Here is a 16,887-nt window from a genome sequence, read left to right as displayed (position 1 = left end):
CGTCAAGAGGCCCCGGGAGATCCTCCCGGGGCCTCTTCTCGTCCCACTCCGCTCAGGGGCGCACGCTCGTCGCGAGTCGACGAGAGCGCTCCTGGCGCAGCGCGGTGATGCGCGGCAGGAACCAGCCGATCAGCGGGCCGACGCCGAGCGCGAAGACGACGGTGCCGACACCCACCGGTCCTCCGAGCAGGAAGCCGATGATCAGGACGCTGCCCTCGATCACGGTGCGCACGATCCAGACCTTCCATCCGGTCCGGCGCACGAGGCCGGTCATCAATCCGTCACGGGGTCCTGGTCCGAAGTCCGCCGCGATGTACAGACCGGTCGCAAACGCGAGGAGGAGCAGTCCTCCGGCGAACAGGGGTGCGCCCCACCAGATGGACGTGGGCGCGGGAACCAGGACCAGTGTGAGATCCGCGCTCGGGCCGATCAGCAGCGCATTGAGCAATGTACCGATTCCCACCCGCTGCCGGAGCGGGATCCAGAGGATCAGCACGACGACGGCGACGAGATTCGTGACCGCGCCGTAGCCCAGTCCGCTCTGCGCCGCGACACCGAGCGACAGCACATCCCACGGAGCGACTCCGATCCCGCCGCGCACCATGAGTCCGAGCGCGACGCCGTACAGCACCAGCCCGACGACCAGCTGCACCAGGCGCTCAGCGAGGTCGCGGCGGCTCGTGGCGGTGACGGGGAGGAAGACGGAACGCATGCTCATCTCTTCATCGTGGTGGGCCGTCCACTGGTGACGACGAGGCCAGTCTTCGAAAAGTGGCCTGCTTTCACCAGGCCAGTTTCGGGCATGCTGGAAGAGTGACCTCTCGATTGGTGGACCAGCTCGGCGCGCAGAGCGTCGCCGGGGCGACAGCGGCGGCGCTCGCGGGGCGGATCCGCGCCCTGATCCTCGACGGACGACTCACGGTCGGTGAGCGCCTGCCCAGCGAGCGAGCTCTCGCCGTCGAGCTGCGCCGGTCGCGATCGACGACGACTCGGGTGTACGACCTGCTCGAAGGCGACGGATACGTCTCCCGCCGACAGGGCGGCGGAACGCGGGTGGCGCTCCCCCGCGAGTACGTCTCACCCCGGGAGCATGAGGACGATTCGGCGATCGACCTGTCCATCGCCTCCATGGACTCGACACCGGGGCTCTACGACGCGACGGTGCGTTCGCTGCCACGGCTGGCCGCTCTGCGGGGCACGAGCGGCTACTCCCTGCGAGGCATGCCGGAGCTCCGCGATGCCGTCGCACAGCGATTCACCGAGCGCGGCGTCCCGACCACGGCCGAGGAGATCATCATCACCTCCGGTGCCCTGAACGCCCTCAACCTGGTGCTCGCCACGATCGGCAGACGCGGAGAGCGCGCCGTCGTCGAGCAGCCGACGTTCCCGCACGCCCTCGAGGCGATACGCCGGTACGGCTACCGCCTGCTCCCCACTCCGGTCGACGTCGACGGGTGGGACACGGCGCACCTCTCCGACCTGCTGCTGCAGAGCCGCCCTCATGTCGCCTATCTGATCCCCGACTTCCACAACCCCACCGGCGCCACGCTGCCGGGCGCCGATCGTCCGCTCATCGCGGCGATGGCGCGCAACACCGGAACCCAGCTCATCGTCGACGAGACGACCGTCGAGCTCGACATCGATCGCGGCTGGCGCCCACTCCCGCTGGCCGCGTTCGGACCGCACGTCATCACGGTCGGCTCGATGTCGAAGATCGCCTGGGGCGGCATGCGCATCGGCTGGATCCGCGCGGAGCGCTCCGTGATCTCCCGACTGCTCGCGGTGCGGCCGTCGTTCGAACTCGGCACCGCACTCCTGGAGCAGTGCATCGCCATCGAGCTCCTCACCGAGATGCCCGCCCTCACCGCACACGTCCGCTCGCGGCTCGCGGCGGGACGCGCGGCCGTCGCCGAGGGACTCGAACGCATCGACGGCGTGCGCATGCCGCAGACCGACGGAGGGCTCTCCGCATGGGTGGATCTCGGCGCTCCCGTCTCGACGATGCTGTCTCTCGCGGCGCGCGAGCACGGACTGATCCTGCCGCCAGGACCGAGGTTCACCACAGGCGGCGTGCTCGAACGGCGTCTTCGTATTCCCATCACGCTCCCGCCTGCGCGGACGGATGAGGCGATGGAACGGCTGCGTCTCGCGTGGACGGACGTGCGGGAGGGGGAGGTCTCGCAGCTCGACGCTCTGCCCCGCGCAGCCGTCATCTGACACAGCGTGACGAGGACCCCGCCTCTTCCGGGGCGGGGTCCTCGTCATGTGAAGCGGGGATACGTCTTCTCAGCGTCCGGGACGGATCACCGGCATCCGATACTCACGCCTCCCCCGCTCCAGGTCTCTCGCCGGCGTCAGCCGACCTTGTGGAGCCACACGACGCGCGCGTCGTCGCTGGCATGGCGGAACGGCTCCAGCTCCTCGTCCCAGGCCGAGCCGAGCGCGATGTCCAGTTCGCGCTGCAGCTCGACCGCGTTCCCTGCGGAGATCTCCATCGCGTAGCGGATGCGATCCTCGCCGATGACGATGTTGCCCGCGGCATCCGTCTGCGCGTAATGGATGCCGAGATCGGGGGTGTGCAGCCAGCGGCCGCCGTCGCTGCGAGGAGTCGGATCCTCGGTGACCTCGAAGCGGAGATGCTCCCAACCGCGGATCGCGGTCGCGAGAGCGGCGCCGGTGCCGACAGGTCCGTCCCAGTAGAACTCGGCGCGACGGGCACCGTCGAGCACGGGCTGCTCGGTCCAGTCGAAGTTGACCGCGCGCCCGATGGCGCGTCCTACCGCCCATTCCAGGTGCGGGCAGAGCGCGCGAGGCGCAGAGTGGACGAAAACCACTCCGCGTGCGTAAGCCGTCGCCATGATCTCTCCGTTTCATCAGGTGCGTCTTCCCCAACGACCTGAAACCCACGAGAGTGGCGAGAATATGCGGTTATGGGCCCATTCTCGCCCAGTCGGGCCGAAATCACAAGCATGTAGTTCGGGCACGAAGAAGCCCCGGTCGAAGCGACCGGGGCTCTCCGTGCTGCGATGGGGTCGGCGACCCCAGGAACGGGCTTACGCCTCGCTCATCGCCTGCTTGACCTGCTGCCCCTTGGCCGCGTAGTACGCGGCGCGAGCGGCGTCCTTGCGGGCCTGCTCGGCGTAGCCGAATTCGAGCGTCTCCTGGTCGACCTCGTAGTTGGGGACGTCGTCGGTGCCGTTGTACTTCTCGATGTAGGCGTCGAGCTCCGGGCCCGAGGTCCACGACGTGATCAGGCAGTAGCGCGGCTCGTCGCCGTTGTGCGTGGCGGCGTGCCACAGGCGCTGGGTGTCGACGATGAGCTGGGCACCCGCCGGCAGAGCGATGCGGTACTCGATGCTCGGGTCGGTGCGGTTCTCGCGCAGGACGAAGTAGCTGTCCTTGTCGTCGGTGAGGTTGAAGAACCCGCGGACGACCCAGCCGGTCCCGTCCGGGTTCAGACGGTTGTTGTCGTCCTGGTGCAGGTTGTAGAGGCAGTCGCCGTAGGGCGTGGGCTGCAGCTCGATGACGCGGCAGCGCCCCACGTTGGCGCCCGGCTCCTGGGCGCGACGCGTCAGGTTCGGCGCCTTGGCCGTCTGCGAGTCGATCCAGACGCCGTCCTTGTCTGTGCGCGGCGGCTTGTGGTTCCAGAAGCCGTTGCATTCGATGTCACCGAAAGCGCTCGCGAGCGGAGCGAACCGGGTGTCGCCGGACGACTTCCAGTCGTTGTACTCGATGTCGAGCCATTCCTTGGGGTCGAGCTCCTGGTTGTAGCTGTCGAGGACGACGAATCCCTTTTCCTCGAGGGCAGCGGACTTGATGTATCCCATGATCTGAGTCAGATCCTTTCATCGGGGGCCAGCACGTTTTAACAGGCCCTGATAAGGCAAGCCTAACAGCGACCGGCGGGCGCTCCCCGGAGGTCCGCCGTGCATAACCGAATAGACTGACGGGGGCGCCCGGCGAGTCCTCGGTGCCCTGTGCAACGGGAGGACGAGACACCAGCATGAGCTGTGCGACAAACGTCGAGGCGACAGCAGTCAACACGATCGAGTGGCTCGCGGCGGGGACGACGAGCATCGTCGTGCCGGTGTATCAGCGGCAGTACCGGTGGGACATCGGGGGCTGCGAGCGGCTTCTCTCCGATATCCGTGCGGTGGCCGGCGAAGACGACGAGCATCGGCACTTCATCGGATCGATCCTCTCCGCACAGGACGGGCCGGAGCCCGGCTCCGACCTCATCCTCATCGACGGACAGCAGCGCATCACGACGCTGATGCTGCTCGTCGCCGCTCTGCACCACGCGGTCCGTGACGGAGACCCGACGATGGCGGCGGAGCTCGAACGCGTGCTGGTACGACCGGATGAGCCCGGACGCACGAAGCTGCGACCGCACGACGCCTGGGCCGACCTGTACGAGTCGGTGGTGCTGGACCGCCGCGACGACGTCGATCGCGAGTCCCGCTTCGACGACAACTACGCCTTCTTCCGCAGTCAGATCCATGCCGACGAGGCCCCCCGCATCTGGCGCGGACTGCAGAAGCTCGAGCACGTCTCGATCACGCTCGGCGCCCGGGCGAACGCGCAGCAGATCTTCGAGAGCCTGAACTCCACCGGAGAGCCTCTGCGCGATCACGAGCTCATCCACAACTACATCCTCATGGGGCTGACGCACGCCGAGCAGCTCGATGTGGAGGCCCGGTTCTGGCTGCCGATCGAGCGCCACACGGGCGAGGCGATCGGGGCGTTCTGGCGGCACTACCTCGTGATGACCACGGGGCGCGAGCTGGCGGCGAACGGCGAGCACGGCGTGTACAGTGCGTTCCGCCGGTCGTTCCCCCGCGTCGACGTCGCCCACCTGCAGGCGGATGCCGAGAACTGGCGGCACTTCGCCGAGATCTACGGAGTCCTGCTCGATCCGTCGCGGGAGAAGGACGAGGAGATCGCCCGCCAGCTCCGCTCCGTGAACACGTTCGGCCGCTCGACCTATCCGCTGGTGATGAGCGCGTACAGCGACCACGCGCGCGGCGTCATCGATCGCGCTGAGCTCATCGAGACGTTGGAGTGGATCCAGGCGATGCACCTGCGCCGCACGCTCGTGAATCTGCCGGGTGAGCGTCTCATCGCGCGGCTGTGCCGGGCGCGCGATGCGGGCCGCGATGCCCTCGCACGCGCGTTCGCCCGCATCACGCCGTCGGACGAGCGTGTGAGCGCCGTGCTGAAGTACAGCGAGCTGCCGCATGCGGCCTACGTGCTCGGGCGCCTCGAGGGCGTCGACGACATCGACGGGTTCGACGTGGAACACATCGCGCCCGCAGTGCCCGGCGACACCTGGTCGGGTGACGGACGGCGTCCGTGGAGCGAGTACTCGGAAGACGAGCAGAACAGCCATCGCGCGCTCGCCCCCACTCTCGGCAACCTCACCCTGCTCGAGCAGCCGCTGGCCGAGCGTGTCTTCGGCGCCTCCTATCCGATCAAGCGCGTCGATGCCTACGCACGGAGCGTGGTGCCGGCCACCCGGGCCGTGGGCGAGACGGCCTCCTGGGGCACAGCGGCGATCACGCAGCGCACCGTCGCCCTCACCGCCGACCTGCTGCGCATCTGGGGGCGCCCGGCGCTGCCGGAGATCGACGACGACGGCCTGACCCCGATCCTGGACGCCGTCCGCCGTCGGGGCTGGCCTGCCGGCTGGGAGCGCGAGTTCGACTACGTCGAATACCGCGGAGAGCGCTGGGACGTCCCCGACGTCAAATACCTCTTCAACCGCGTGTTCCGCCGCGCGTGGACCGACAGCAGAGCCGCCGCCCTCGCCTACTGCGCGAGCCACGGCGGCCCCATCTACGACGAGATGGCATGGAAGGGACAGTGGGATGACCTCGACGACACCCACTTCCTCTACATGGGATGGGATTCGAACTACATGATGACCGCCGTGCAGGGCGTGCTGGAGGAGTCCGGCATCGCCTCGGAGGTCTTCGTCAAGTACTCGTACATCGGGAATGTGATGTGATGACCACCGCGAAGAAAACGACGCGCCGGCTGATGGACGTGACGGTCGAGGAGCACACGCTCACCGTGCCCCTCGTCTGGGGCGACCCGACCGATCACCGGACGATCGACGTGTTCGCCGCCGTCGTGTCGCGCGAGGGCGGCGAGACACTTCCGTTCCTCGTGTTCCTCCAGGGCGGACCGGGTCACGAGGCGCCGCGCCCGTTCCACTCCCCCGCCTCACCCGCGTGGCTGGACGAGGCTCTCGCCCACTACCGCGTGGTCCTGCTGGATCAGCGCGGCACCGGCCGATCCACCCCGGTCGGCGACGACGATCTCGCTCGGGGCGCCTCGGCCGTCGCCGAGCATCTCACGCACCTGCGCGCCGACGCGATCGTCCGCGACTGCGAGGCGCTCCGCGAGCACCTGGGAGCCGCCACCTGGAGCGTGCTCGGCCAGTCCTTCGGCGGCTTCACGACGCTGGCGTACCTGTCGACCGATGCCGACTCCCTGCAGCAGGTGTTCATCACCGGAGGGTTGAGCGCCGTGGGTCGTCACCCCGACGACGTCTACGCGCTCTGCTACGACAAGATGCGCGCGGCATCCGAGCGGTACTACCGTCGCTTCCCTGAGCACCGCGACGCGATGCGCCGCCTGGTCGACCGAGCGGATGCCGGCGACATCGTCCTGCCCGACGGCGAGGTCGTCTCGCGCTCGCGCCTGCGCTCGCTGGGTTCCGCCCTCGGCACGAACGACGGCTGGCAGACTGTGTGGTCTCTGCTGGAGCGCGATCCGCGGTCCAACGCCTTCCGCCACGACCTGATGCACGCGATGCCGTACGACGGGCGCAATCCGATGTACTTCGCGTTCCATGAGTCGAGCTACGCCGACGGAGACGCCACCCGCTGGTCGGCGGAGCGGACCGAGCCGACCGACTTCCGCGAGGATCCGACCCTGTTCACGGGCGAGCACATCCGTCGGGAGTGGACCGAGACCGTCCCCGCGTTCCAGCCGTGGCGCGATGTCGCGCTCGAGCTCGCCGATTTCGTCTGGCCGAGCATCTACGACGCAGATGCCATCTCGGCCTCCGGGGCCACCGGCGCCGCCGCCGTCTACGTCAACGACGTCTACGTGCCGATGGAGTTCTCGCTCGAGACCGCCCGCCTGCTCCCCGGCGTCGAGCTCTGGATCACGAGCGAGCACGAGCACAACGGGCTCCGTTCAGGGCCCGTACTGACGCACCTCATCGACCTCGCCTACGGGCGGCGCATCCGCTGAGGATATCCTCCCGCAGACGGATGCCGCCGCGACACCGCCTGCCTATCCTGGTCGTATGAGCGATGTGCTGGGGTGGGCGACGGCGGCAGGCGTGCTCCTTCTGGGCCCGGTACTGCTCGTCATCGGCATGATGCACACGTTCTCGCGCAAGCCCGTCGAGGAGAAGTACGAGAACGCCACGGCCGGCGGGCTCGGCGGAGCGTTCGACGCCGTCTGGTCCCCTTCGGCACACGAGGCCGGACAGGAGCGGGACCGGCAGACACAGCGGACCGCACCGGCGCCGTCTCCCGGCGACCCGCCGAGCAGGATCGACCGCGGACGCATCGTCATCGACATCTGACACCGTTCCGGACATGACGAAGGCCCCGCACTCCGAGGAGTACGGGGCCTTTCGCGGCAGAGGTCCTTACTTGGACGAGCCGCCGAAGCCCTTGAAGCGCTGGTTGAACTTCTCGACGCGACCGGCCGAGTCCATGATGCGCTGCTTGCCCGTGTAGAACGGGTGCGATGCCGAGGAGATCTCGACGTCGATGACGGGGTACTCCACGCCGTCCAGCTCGATCGTCTTGTCGCTCGACACGGTGGAGCGGGTGAGGAAGGTCTCGCCCGAGCCGAGGTCGCGGAACACGACAGCCTTGTACTCGGGGTGAATGTCAGTCTTCATGGGATTCCTTAGTTGCTGCCCTGGATTGTGCCAGGGACGAGGGAAGTCTGCGGCGCGGAGAGCACCAAGGGTCGATTCTATCAGTAGTTCGAGGAAGCTCAGTAATCAGGGTCAGGCCGCGGCGCGCGCAGCGTACCGACCCTCGTCGCTGGTCAGCACGATCGGCATCCCGAAGGTGTCGCCGAGCGTCTCGGCCGTGAGCGTCTCGGCGATCGGCCCCGCGGCGACGACGGCGCCGTCGCGGATCAGCAGCACATGCGTGAATCCGACCGGGATCTCCTCCACGTGGTGCGTGACCATGAGCATCGCCGGTGTCGTCGGCGACGACGCATAGCCGCTGAGCAGCGCCAGCAGCTCTTCGCGGGAGCCGAGGTCGAGCGACGCGGTCGGCTCGTCGAGCAGCAGCAGCTCCGGGTCGGTCATCACCGCCCGAGCGATCTGCACGCGCTTCTGCTCGCCGTCGCTCAGCGTGCCGAAGGTGCGCTCCGCGAGGTGGGCGAGGCGCCAGTCGCCGAGCACGCGCAGCGCGCGGCGCTCATCGATGTCCTCGTAGTTCTCGTTCCAGCGTCCGAGCACCGAGTACGCGGCGGTGAGAACGGTGTTGAGCACGGTCTCGTCGCGCGGGACCCGCTTGGCCATCGCGGACGACGCGAACCCGATGCGCGGGCGCACCTCGAACACGTCGGTGCGCCCCAGGGTCTCCCCGAGGACGGTGACCGTGCCCGAGGTCGGGTGCATCAGCGTGTCGGCCAGTTGGAGCAGCGTCGTCTTGCCCGCGCCGTTCGGGCCGAGGATCACCCATCGCTGGTCGTCGGCGACCTCCCAGGTCACGTGATCGATGATGTTGCGTCCCTCACGGCGCACGACGACGTCGGTGAATTCCAGAGCGCTCGGCATGCACCAAGCCTATCGGCTCAGGTGAGGAGCTCCGCGTAGAGCGCGCGGGTGGTGTCGGCGATCGCGCCCCAGCTGAAGTCGCTCCTGGCGCGTTCGCGTCCGGCAGCGCCGTACTCGCGCGCACGCTCCGGATCCATCGCGACCTCGGTGAGCACGGCCGCGAGATCAGCGATGAAGCGCTCCGGATCGACCGGCGTCCCCGTGCCGTCCTGCAGCTGCTCGATGGGCACGAGCCGTCCGGTCACGCCGTCGGCGACGACCTCCGGGATGCCGCCGGTCGCCGTGCCGACGACAGCGGCGCCGCAGGCCATGGCCTCGAGGTTCACGATCCCCAGGGGCTCGTACACGGAGGGGCAGACGAACGTCGTGGCGGCCGTCAGGATGGCGGACAGCTCGTCGCGCGGCAGCATCCGCTCGATCCAGATCACGCCGTCCCTGCTCTGCTGCAGCAGGCGGACGCCCTCCTGCACCTCGGCCATGATCTCGGGGGTGTCCGGGGCGCCCGCGCACAGCACGAGCTGCACCTCCGGCGGCAGCAGCCGCGCTGCCTGGAGGAGGTACGGGAGTCCTTTCTGCCGCGTGATCCGACCGACGAAGACGACGGACGGCCGATCGGGATCCATCCCGATCGACTCGAGGAACGCGGCATCGTGCACCGGACGCCAGCGCTCGACGTCGATCCCGTTGTGGATCACCCGCACCTTGGCCGGATCGACCTGCGGGTAGCTGCGCAGGATGTCGGCGCGCATCCCCGCGCTGACGGCGATCACCGCGGCGGCGTTCTCGTATGCGAGCTTCTCGATGCCGCTGGACACGGCGTAGCCGCCGCCGAGCTGCTCGGCCTTCCACGGACGCAGCGGCTCGAGGCTGTGCGCGGTGAGCACGTGCGGGATCCCGTGCAGCTGCGATGCCAGATGTCCCGCGAAGTTCGCGTACCAGGTGTGGCTGTGCACCACGTCGGCGTCGGCGATCGCCGAGACGATCTCGAGGTCGGTGCCGAGCGTCTGGAGCGCCCCGTTCGCCCCGGCGAGCTCCGCGGGCGGCTGATAGGCGAAAGTCCCCTCCTCATCGCGCGGTGCGCCGAATGCGCGGACGCGCACGTCGATGCTCTTCCGCAGGGCGGTGACGAGCTCAGCGACGTGCACACCGGCCCCGCCATAGATCTCCGGCGGGTATTCCTTGGTGATCATCTCGACTCGCATGCATTAGACGCTAGCGACTCACTTGTCCAGACGCTAGGAACCGGAAAGGAGTGGCATCTATGGTGGAGCCATGTCCGCTCCAAAGAAGGTCTTCGGGATCATCCTCGCCGGCGGCGAGGGCAAGCGCCTCATGCCCCTGACGGCCGATCGTGCCAAACCCGCCGTGCCCTTCGGCGGACAGTACCGACTGATCGACTTCGCGATCTCGAACCTCATAAACTCCGGCCTCCGCCAGGTCGTCGTGCTCACGCAGTACAAGTCGCACAGCCTCGATCGCCACATCTCGCAGACGTGGCGGATGTCGGCGCTCCTGGATTCCTACGTGACCTCCGTCCCGGCGCAGCAGCGGCTCGGCAAGCGCTGGTTTTCCGGCTCCGCCGACGCGATCCTGCAGAGCATGAACCTGATCAACGACGAGAAGCCCGACATCGTCGTCGTCATCGGCGCCGACCACGTCTACCGGATGGACTTCCGACAGATGCTCGAGGCGCACATCGCCTCGGGCGCGAAGGCGACGGTCGCCGGCATCCGCCAGCCGCTCGCCCTGGCTTCGCAGTTCGGCGTGATCGATGCGGATGCCGAGACGGGCCGGATCAAGCAGTTCCTGGAGAAGCCGACCGACATCGCCGGTCTCGAGGACTCGCCCCACGAGGTGCTCGCCTCGATGGGCAACTACATCTTCGATGCCGACGCTCTGATCGCCGCGGTCGAGGCCGACGGCGAATCCCCCACCTCGGGACACGACATGGGCGGCGACATCGTGCCCTACTTCGTCGATCGCGGCGAAGCGGGCTACTACGACATGAAGCAGAACGAGGTTCCCGGCTCCTCGCCGCGCGACCGCTCGTACTGGCGCGACGTGGGGACGATCGACTCGTTCTTCGACGCCCACCGCGACCTGATCTCGACGCTTCCGATCTTCAACCTCTACAACATGGAATGGCCGATCCATTCGCAGGCGGTCAACTCCCCTCCCGCGAAGTTCGTGCGCGACTCGGTCGGCCGCATCGGGAACGCCATCGACTCGATCGTCTCGCTCGGCTCCGTGCTCTCCGGGACGCATCTGGAGCGCAGCGTGGTCGGGCCGTGGACCCTGGCGGGCGGCGGCTCGACCATCACGGACTCCGTGGTGTTCGACCATGTGCAGCTCGGCCAGGGGTCGCGGGTGCATCGCGCGATCCTCGACAAGAACGTCGTCCTCGCCGACGGTGCGACCGTCGGAGTCGATCGCGAGCGCGACCTGGCGCGCGGGTTCACGGTCACCGAGTCGGGGATCACCGTCGTCGGCAAGGGCGTCTTCATCGAGCGCTGAGTCGGTCACGCGGCGCGAAGACGGTCCGCGCGGTCGCTAGGCTCGAAGCCGTGACCTCCGCGCGATTCCTCGTCGTCCTCGATGCCGATTCCACCCTCATCCGCAACGAGGTGATCGAGCTGCTCGCCGACGAGGCCGGCCGCCGCGACGAGGTGCAGGCCGCGACCGAGGCAGCGATGCGCGGCGAGGTCGACTTCGCCGCGAGCCTGCGCTCGCGCGTGGCCGCTCTCGCCGGCGTGCCCGTGTCCGCGTTCTCCCGCGTCCGCGCCCGCATCGAGCCCACGTCGGGCGTGCGCGAGCTGACGGCGGCCGTGCACGCACGAGGTGGCGTGGTGGGCGTGGTCTCCGGCGGGTTCCACGAGATCCTCGACAGCGTCGCTCCCGAGCTCGGGGTCGACCGCTGGCGCGCCAACCGGCTCGCGGTCGTCGATGGCGCCCTCTCCGGCCAGGTCGACGGCGACATCGTGGATGCCGCGGCGAAGGCCTCGTCCCTGCGGGAGTGGGCGATCGAGCTCGGCGTCGCGCCGCACGCGACGATCGCCATCGGAGACGGCGCGAACGACCTCCAGATGATGGCTGCGGCGGGCCTCGGCCTCGCCTTCAACGCGAAGCCCGCGGTGCGGGAGGCCGCCAGCCTGGTCATCGGCCCGCAGGACCTCGCCGAGGTCATCGCGCTGCTGCCGTAGCGCCCGTGGCGGATGTCGGCGACCCCGGCTACCGTCGGGGAATGGACATCATCCTCATCCCGGGACTCTGGCTCGACGCCTCCAGCTGGGACGAGGTGATCCCGACGCTCGAGAAGGCGGGGCACCGCGTGCATCCGCTCACCCTGCCGGGTGTCGGAGCCCCCGCCGCGGAGTCGGCCGAAATCGGCATCGCCGACTGGGTCGACGCGGCCGCACGCGCGGTCGATGCTCTGCCCGGCGCAGCCGTCGTAGTGGGGCACAGCGGCGGGGGCAACGTCGCGTGGGGCGTCGCCGACGCTCGACCCGAGCGCGTGAGCCGCGTGATCTTCGTCGACACCGTGCCGCCGCCGTCCGGCAACGGCATCAGCGAGTTCGAGCTGGTCGACGGCGTCGTGCCCTTCCCCGGGTGGGACTTCTTCCCCGACGAAGACGTCAGCGATCTCGACGCGGCCGTGCGCGCTCGCACCGCTCCCCTGACGCTCAGCGTGCCGGCCCGCGTGCCGACCGACGAGATCGTCCTCGCCGACAGCGCGCGCCACCACGTTCCCGTGACGCTCCTCATGGGAGGTCTCGATCAGGAGACGTTCGAGGGCATGATCGACCAGTGGGGACCGTACGCCGACGAGTACCACGCGATCGATGACGCAGAGGTCGTGAGAATCGGCTCCGGCCACTGGCCCCAGTTCTCCGTGCCGGAGAAGCTCGGCGAGCTGATCGTCGCCGCGGTCGCCCGCTGAGGGCTCAGAGCCGGCGGCTCGCGGTCAGTGCCCCATCCCCAGTCCGCCGTCCACCGGGATGACCGCGCCGGAGATGTACCCGGCGTCGTCGCCGGCGAGCCAGGTGACGACTCCCGCGACCTCGTCGGGGGTCGCGAACCGGCCGGCGGGGATGTTCGCCTTGTACTGCTTCTGCGTCTCCTCCGGGAGCTCGGCGGTCATGTCGGTCTCGATGAAACCGGGAGCGACGACGTTCGCGGTGATCCCGCGACCGCCGAGCTCTCGGGTGAGCGAACGGGCGAAGCCGACCAGGGCGCTCTTCGAGGCCGAGTAGTTGACCTGCCCGGCGGAGCCGTAGAGTCCGACGACGCTCGAGATGAGGATGACGCGACCGAAGCGAGCGCGGAGCATGCCCTTCGATGCGCGCTTCACGACACGGAAGGTGCCACCGAGGTTGGTCGCGACGACGCTGTCGAAGTCGTCCTCGCTCATGCGCAACAGCAGGGTGTCCTTCGTGATCCCGGCGTTCGCGACGACGATCTCGACCGGACCGAGCTGCTGCTCCACCTCGGTGAACGCGGCATCGAGCGCGGCGGCATCCGTCACGTCGGCGCGGACGGTGAGCGTGCCCTCCGGGCCCTCCCCTGATCGCGCGGTGACGGCGACGCGGTAGCCGTCACGGACGAAGCGCTCGGCGATCGCGCGGCCGATGCCGCGGTTGCCTCCGGTGACGAGGACGACGCGCTGAGCACTCATGGGTATCACTCCTGATCTGAACCGGCGGTCTCGGAGCGTCCGAGCCGTGATCGATCCTATCGAGGATGCCCCGCAGACCCGGGCGAGGCGTTTGACACGAGCAGTCCGCCCTGGAACTCTGAACGTGACGAAAGGGCCTCCGCGTGAGCGACAACAGCTTCCCTCCCCCCGCCGGCGAACAGCCGGTCTCCCCGCCCCCGCCGCCCGCGCCTCCGGCTCTGCCGCCCGCGCAGCCTGTGCAGGCGTATCCAGGAGCCGCGCCGTCGTACGGTCAGGCGCCTCCGCCTGCCGTCGGATACCCGGCACCGCCCGCCGCCGCGCCGCAGCCGGGCTACGCGGTCGCCCCGAGTCAGCCCGTCTACAGCGCACCGCCCGCCCCGCAGGGGTACGGGGCCGCTCCCGCTCAGCTTCCGGCGCAGCAGCCCGGCTACGCACCGTACGTCACCCCGGGCTACCCCATGCCCCCCGCGCGACCGACGAGCGGCCTGGCGATCACCTCGCTAGTCTGCGGCATCGCCGGGATCGTCCTGTTCTGGGCCGTCGTCCCGATGCTGGCGTCGATCGTCGCAGTGATCACCGGCCACATGGCACTCGGTCAGACCAAGCGCAATCCGGCGCTCGGCGGCCGTGGCATGGCATTCGCCGGTCTGATCACCGGCTACGTGGTCGTGGCCCTGCTGCTGTTCACGACCGTCATCAGCCTGCTCTTCTTCGGCGCGTTCACGATCCCGTTCCTCTTCTCCAGCTGAGCGCGATACCGCACGCCGTGCATCCCGCACCGGCGTAGGCTGGACTCATCGTGAAGAACGCGCGTCAGGTCCCGGCTGTCACCTCCCTCCCGCAGTCCCCGCGGGATGAGGCTGACCATCGTGTGCGCCGCTACGCGCTCACGATGACCATCCGCATCGCCTGCTTCGCGCTGATGGTGCTGGTCCAGCCGTACGGCTGGTACACGTGGGTATTCGGGATCGCCGCCGCGGTGCTGCCGTACATCGCCGTGGTGTTCGCGAACGCGGGAAGCGACAGCACCGAGACCACCGCGGAATCCCCCGTCCAGGAGCTGGAAGCACCGCGACCGGAGCCGACGGTCGTCGAGACCACGGATCCGACGGTGTTCACGATCCGCGAAAGCCGGCAGGACGGATCGTGACCGCACTCGAATGCTCGCGCGCCGGATGCCGGCGCGCGGCTACCAGGAGCGTGGTCTGGCGGAATCCCCGCATCCACGCCGCTGACCGCGAGAAGGTCTGGCTCGCCTGCGACGAGCACGTCGAGTTCCTGCGGGACTACCTGGCCGCGCGGGACTTCCCGGTGACGGTGCGGGACGGTGTCCCTGCATGAGCAAGAGGATGACCCGGTGGGGCGTGTATGTGCTCGTCGCGATCGGCTTCGCGATCGCCTGCGCCTTCCTGTCGAACTGGCAGTTCGAGCGCAACGAGTCCCGCTCCGAGCAGATCGCGCTCATCGAGCGGAACTACGACGCCGACCCCGTGCCGCTGGCCGACCTCATCGGCGACGACGGCGTGCTCGAACCGGGCGACCAGTGGCATCCGGTCATTCTGCAGGGCGAGTATCTCGCCGATCAGCAGCTGCTGGTGCGCAACCGTCCGCACGGGGGCACGAGCGCCTTCGAGGTGCTGGTGCCGTTCCGCGACGCCGACGGTCGCGTGTTCATCGTGGACCGCGGCTGGGTGCCGCCGGGCGACGGCGACGCCCCCGACGCGGTACCCGCACCGCCGGAGGGCGAGGTCACTGTGATTGCGCGACTGCGCCAGAGCGAGCAGGTCCCGGCATCCGGCCGCGGTGCGCCGGAGGGTCAGGTCCCGACGATCAATCTGCCGACGATCGCCGAGCTCGTGGATGGCGACGTGATCACCGGCGCCTATGGCCAGCTCATCAGCGAGACCCCTGCCGCCGACGCGGCGCTGGGCGGGTTCGACTCCCCCACCGACGATCCCGGCCCGCACCTCTCCTATGCGATCCAGTGGATCCTGTTCGCGCTGATGGGCTTCGTGTTCATCGGCTACATCATCCGCACCGAGATCGTGAAGCATCGGGAAGAGCTGGAGGATGCTCCGGCACCGGTCAGGAAGACGCGTCGCCGCGACAAGGATGCCGACGTCGAGGACGAGCTGCTCGACGCACGCTGACGTCGATCAGTTCCAGGCCCTGACCTCGGAGATGACGGCGGTCTTGGGGTAGGTGCCCGAGGGCGCGCCGACCTCGAAGAGATCGATCAGCAGCATCATCGGATACTCCGGTGCCTGCGGCATGCGGCGGAGCACGCGCCCTTCGCATCCGATCGTGGTCTCTCCGTCGCCCCAGATCACTGTCCACGTGTGAGGCGCGCTCGCATCGAACGGGAGCACGACCTCGGCCATGTCGGTCGTGAGCCGCGGGTCATGGTGTGCCTTGATGCCGGTCCGCGCCCTCGTCGCCGCAGAGACGGCGTCGGCGTCGATCTCGAAGATGCAGATCTCGCCCGAGTCGGTCTCGGCGAGGTGCTCCGTTCCGACGAGCCAGGCCGCGAGCATGCATCCGTCGTCTGTGCTCGCAGCGACAGTCAGATCGACGCGTCCTCGCGACGGAGCGAACAGGATGCGCGTCGGCGTCGCCGTCCGCACCTCGAGTCCATCGGCGCGATGGCGATGGGTCCCGCGCATCGACCCGACCGCACCCGAGAAGACAGCGGTCTGCAGGTTCGACACGCGCATCGGAGCATCTTCCTCGCGCCAATCGAGCTGTTCGGCGTCGATCCGGAGCTCCAGCCCAGACTCGGTGATCCGATACCGCGCTTCCGACCGCTCGGAGACAGTCCACTGCGGCAGGTAGTGCGGGATCCACTTCTCCGTATCGAGTCCGTCCCGGAAGTCATCGCTGAAGTCCGGGGACCGCGGTGGCGCGGCTGCGAGGGTCTCGTCCATGCTTCAGTCCGCCCAGGGCATCGGCTTCTCGGGCAGTCGCGAGCTGTCGTCCGGGAGGTGGGGCAGCTCTTCGCCGCCCGCGCGGAGGCAGAGCCAACGCAGCTCGCCTTGGCTGTCCGGGCGGGCTCGCCACGTGCGAGCGACGCCCTGGCCGACTCGGATCACGGTTCCCGGACCCACCTCGACGACGTCGTCGTCGAGTCCCATCTGACCGCGCCCGGCGAGGAAGACGTAGACCTCCTCGATCTTCCGATGCACGTGCCAGTAGCCGGCCTCCTCACCGGGTACGAGCGCATTCGCCGTCATCCCGATGTACTGCATCGTCAGCTCGTGGTCGACGACCCGGCGCCCGTCCCGCGACCGCGTCTCGTCGAAGCCGCCGTGGTGCCCCCGCCACTCGTCGAGAGCCCCGATCTCCACCACCTGATATCCGCTCACGCTTCTCTCCTCCTCCGACATCGGATGAT

The 16,887-nt window shown here is 68.8% G+C and carries 20 protein-coding genes; 11 read left to right on the top strand and 9 right to left on the bottom strand.

Annotation, left to right across the window (positions count from 1 at the left end; translation table 11 throughout):
• Nucleotides 1-52 precede the first annotated feature (52 nt).
• Nucleotides 53-718, bottom strand: coding sequence for a hypothetical protein (locus MRBLWH11_RS14080; protein WP_341945308.1), 666 nt, complete (start codon nucleotides 716-718; stop codon nucleotides 53-55).
• Between the two features lie 95 nt (nucleotides 719-813).
• Here MRBLWH11_RS14080 and MRBLWH11_RS14075 point away from each other — a divergent pair, with 95 nt between their 5' ends.
• Complete coding sequence (locus MRBLWH11_RS14075; protein ID WP_341945307.1) at nucleotides 814-2,217, top strand: PLP-dependent aminotransferase family protein; 1,404 nt, start codon at nucleotides 814-816, stop codon at nucleotides 2,215-2,217.
• 137 nt (nucleotides 2,218-2,354) lie between these two features.
• Here MRBLWH11_RS14075 and MRBLWH11_RS14070 read toward each other — a convergent pair whose 3' ends face one another.
• Together MRBLWH11_RS14070 and MRBLWH11_RS14065 are read right to left on the bottom strand one after the other, a co-directional pair.
• Nucleotides 2,355-2,858 carry a DUF3145 domain-containing protein gene (locus MRBLWH11_RS14070; protein WP_116634819.1) on the bottom strand — a complete coding sequence of 168 codons (504 nt, stop codon included), beginning with the start codon at nucleotides 2,856-2,858 and terminating at the stop codon, nucleotides 2,355-2,357.
• Between the two features lie 195 nt (nucleotides 2,859-3,053).
• Nucleotides 3,054-3,827 (bottom strand): hypothetical protein, encoded by a 774-nt coding sequence (locus tag MRBLWH11_RS14065; protein ID WP_116634818.1) that lies wholly within the window; start codon nucleotides 3,825-3,827, stop codon nucleotides 3,054-3,056.
• 176 nt (nucleotides 3,828-4,003) lie between these two features.
• On the opposite strand from MRBLWH11_RS14065, the gene MRBLWH11_RS14060 reads away from it, so the two are divergent.
• From MRBLWH11_RS14060 to MRBLWH11_RS14050, 3 genes are read left to right on the top strand one after another with little or no spacing between them, the layout of a single operon-like run.
• On the top strand, nucleotides 4,004-6,007 hold the full coding sequence (locus tag MRBLWH11_RS14060) for a DUF262 domain-containing protein (protein ID WP_341945306.1): 2,004 nt from the start codon (nucleotides 4,004-4,006) through the stop codon (nucleotides 6,005-6,007).
• Entirely contained in the window at nucleotides 6,007-7,263 is a 1,257-nt protein-coding gene (locus tag MRBLWH11_RS14055; RefSeq protein WP_341945305.1) for an alpha/beta fold hydrolase, read from the top strand. The genes MRBLWH11_RS14060 and MRBLWH11_RS14055 overlap by 1 nt, the downstream gene beginning before the upstream one ends.
• A 55-nt stretch (nucleotides 7,264-7,318) precedes the next feature.
• Nucleotides 7,319-7,603 carry a hypothetical protein gene (locus MRBLWH11_RS14050; protein WP_341945304.1) on the top strand — a complete coding sequence of 95 codons (285 nt, stop codon included), beginning with the start codon at nucleotides 7,319-7,321 and terminating at the stop codon, nucleotides 7,601-7,603.
• 66 nt (nucleotides 7,604-7,669) lie between these two features.
• Here the strand turns inward: MRBLWH11_RS14050 and MRBLWH11_RS14045 are convergent, their stop codons facing one another.
• The 3 genes from MRBLWH11_RS14045 to glgA form a co-directional block, all read right to left on the bottom strand.
• The gene (locus MRBLWH11_RS14045) at nucleotides 7,670-7,927 is read right to left on the bottom strand and encodes a type B 50S ribosomal protein L31 (protein WP_021200734.1); all 258 of its coding nucleotides are present in this window, start codon (nucleotides 7,925-7,927) and stop codon (nucleotides 7,670-7,672) included.
• Between the two features lie 111 nt (nucleotides 7,928-8,038).
• On the bottom strand, nucleotides 8,039-8,824 hold the full coding sequence (locus MRBLWH11_RS14040) for an ABC transporter ATP-binding protein (RefSeq protein WP_116634814.1): 786 nt from the start codon (nucleotides 8,822-8,824) through the stop codon (nucleotides 8,039-8,041).
• Nucleotides 8,825-8,841: 17 nt separating this feature from the next.
• Nucleotides 8,842-10,026, bottom strand: coding sequence for a glycogen synthase (gene glgA, locus MRBLWH11_RS14035; RefSeq protein WP_341945303.1), 1,185 nt, complete (start codon nucleotides 10,024-10,026; stop codon nucleotides 8,842-8,844).
• Between the two features lie 70 nt (nucleotides 10,027-10,096).
• On the opposite strand from glgA, the gene MRBLWH11_RS14030 reads away from it, so the two are divergent.
• From MRBLWH11_RS14030 to MRBLWH11_RS14020, 3 genes are read left to right on the top strand one after another with little or no spacing between them, the layout of a single operon-like run.
• Nucleotides 10,097-11,338, top strand: a complete 1,242-nt coding sequence (locus tag MRBLWH11_RS14030) for a glucose-1-phosphate adenylyltransferase (RefSeq protein WP_116634812.1) — start codon at nucleotides 10,097-10,099, stop codon at nucleotides 11,336-11,338.
• Nucleotides 11,339-11,388: 50 nt separating this feature from the next.
• Nucleotides 11,389-12,024, top strand: a complete 636-nt coding sequence (gene serB / locus MRBLWH11_RS14025; protein WP_341945301.1) for a phosphoserine phosphatase SerB — start codon at nucleotides 11,389-11,391, stop codon at nucleotides 12,022-12,024.
• A 41-nt stretch (nucleotides 12,025-12,065) separates the two neighbouring features.
• Nucleotides 12,066-12,761 (top strand): alpha/beta hydrolase, encoded by a 696-nt coding sequence (locus MRBLWH11_RS14020; RefSeq protein WP_341945300.1) that lies wholly within the window; start codon nucleotides 12,066-12,068, stop codon nucleotides 12,759-12,761.
• 24 nt (nucleotides 12,762-12,785) lie between these two features.
• Here MRBLWH11_RS14020 and MRBLWH11_RS14015 read toward each other — a convergent pair whose 3' ends face one another.
• Complete coding sequence (locus tag MRBLWH11_RS14015) at nucleotides 12,786-13,496, bottom strand: beta-ketoacyl-ACP reductase (RefSeq protein WP_045280106.1); 711 nt, start codon at nucleotides 13,494-13,496, stop codon at nucleotides 12,786-12,788.
• 143 nt (nucleotides 13,497-13,639) lie between these two features.
• Between MRBLWH11_RS14015 and MRBLWH11_RS14010 the strand changes: the two genes are divergently transcribed.
• The 4 genes from MRBLWH11_RS14010 to MRBLWH11_RS13995 are packed head-to-tail and all read left to right on the top strand — an operon-like array spanning nucleotide 13,640 to nucleotide 15,646.
• A complete protein-coding gene (locus MRBLWH11_RS14010; protein WP_341945299.1) occupies nucleotides 13,640-14,245 on the top strand; it encodes a DUF4190 domain-containing protein in 606 nt (201 codons plus the stop codon).
• Between the two features lie 50 nt (nucleotides 14,246-14,295).
• Nucleotides 14,296-14,646 (top strand): DUF3099 domain-containing protein, encoded by a 351-nt coding sequence (locus MRBLWH11_RS14005; RefSeq protein ID WP_116634807.1) that lies wholly within the window; start codon nucleotides 14,296-14,298, stop codon nucleotides 14,644-14,646.
• A complete protein-coding gene (locus MRBLWH11_RS14000; RefSeq protein WP_341945297.1) occupies nucleotides 14,643-14,837 on the top strand; it encodes a hypothetical protein in 195 nt (64 codons plus the stop codon). Before MRBLWH11_RS14005 ends, MRBLWH11_RS14000 begins: the two co-directional genes overlap by 4 nt.
• A complete protein-coding gene (locus MRBLWH11_RS13995) occupies nucleotides 14,834-15,646 on the top strand; it encodes an SURF1 family protein (RefSeq protein ID WP_116634805.1) in 813 nt (270 codons plus the stop codon). Before MRBLWH11_RS14000 ends, MRBLWH11_RS13995 begins: the two co-directional genes overlap by 4 nt.
• Before the next feature lie 6 nt (nucleotides 15,647-15,652).
• On the opposite strand, the gene MRBLWH11_RS13990 is transcribed toward MRBLWH11_RS13995, so the two are convergent.
• Nucleotides 15,653-16,420 (bottom strand): hypothetical protein, encoded by a 768-nt coding sequence (locus MRBLWH11_RS13990; RefSeq protein ID WP_341945296.1) that lies wholly within the window; start codon nucleotides 16,418-16,420, stop codon nucleotides 15,653-15,655.
• 3 nt (nucleotides 16,421-16,423) lie between these two features.
• Nucleotides 16,424-16,858, bottom strand: coding sequence for a cupin domain-containing protein (locus MRBLWH11_RS13985; protein ID WP_341945295.1), 435 nt, complete (start codon nucleotides 16,856-16,858; stop codon nucleotides 16,424-16,426).
• Between the last annotated feature and the right edge of the window lie 29 nt (nucleotides 16,859-16,887).

It is taken from the genome of Microbacterium sp. LWH11-1.2 (assembly GCF_038397745.1).
Lineage (GTDB): Bacteria > Actinomycetota > Actinomycetes > Actinomycetales > Microbacteriaceae > Microbacterium.
Note: the sequence above shows the minus strand (reverse complement) of the source record. Positions and strands in the feature narration are given on the sequence as shown.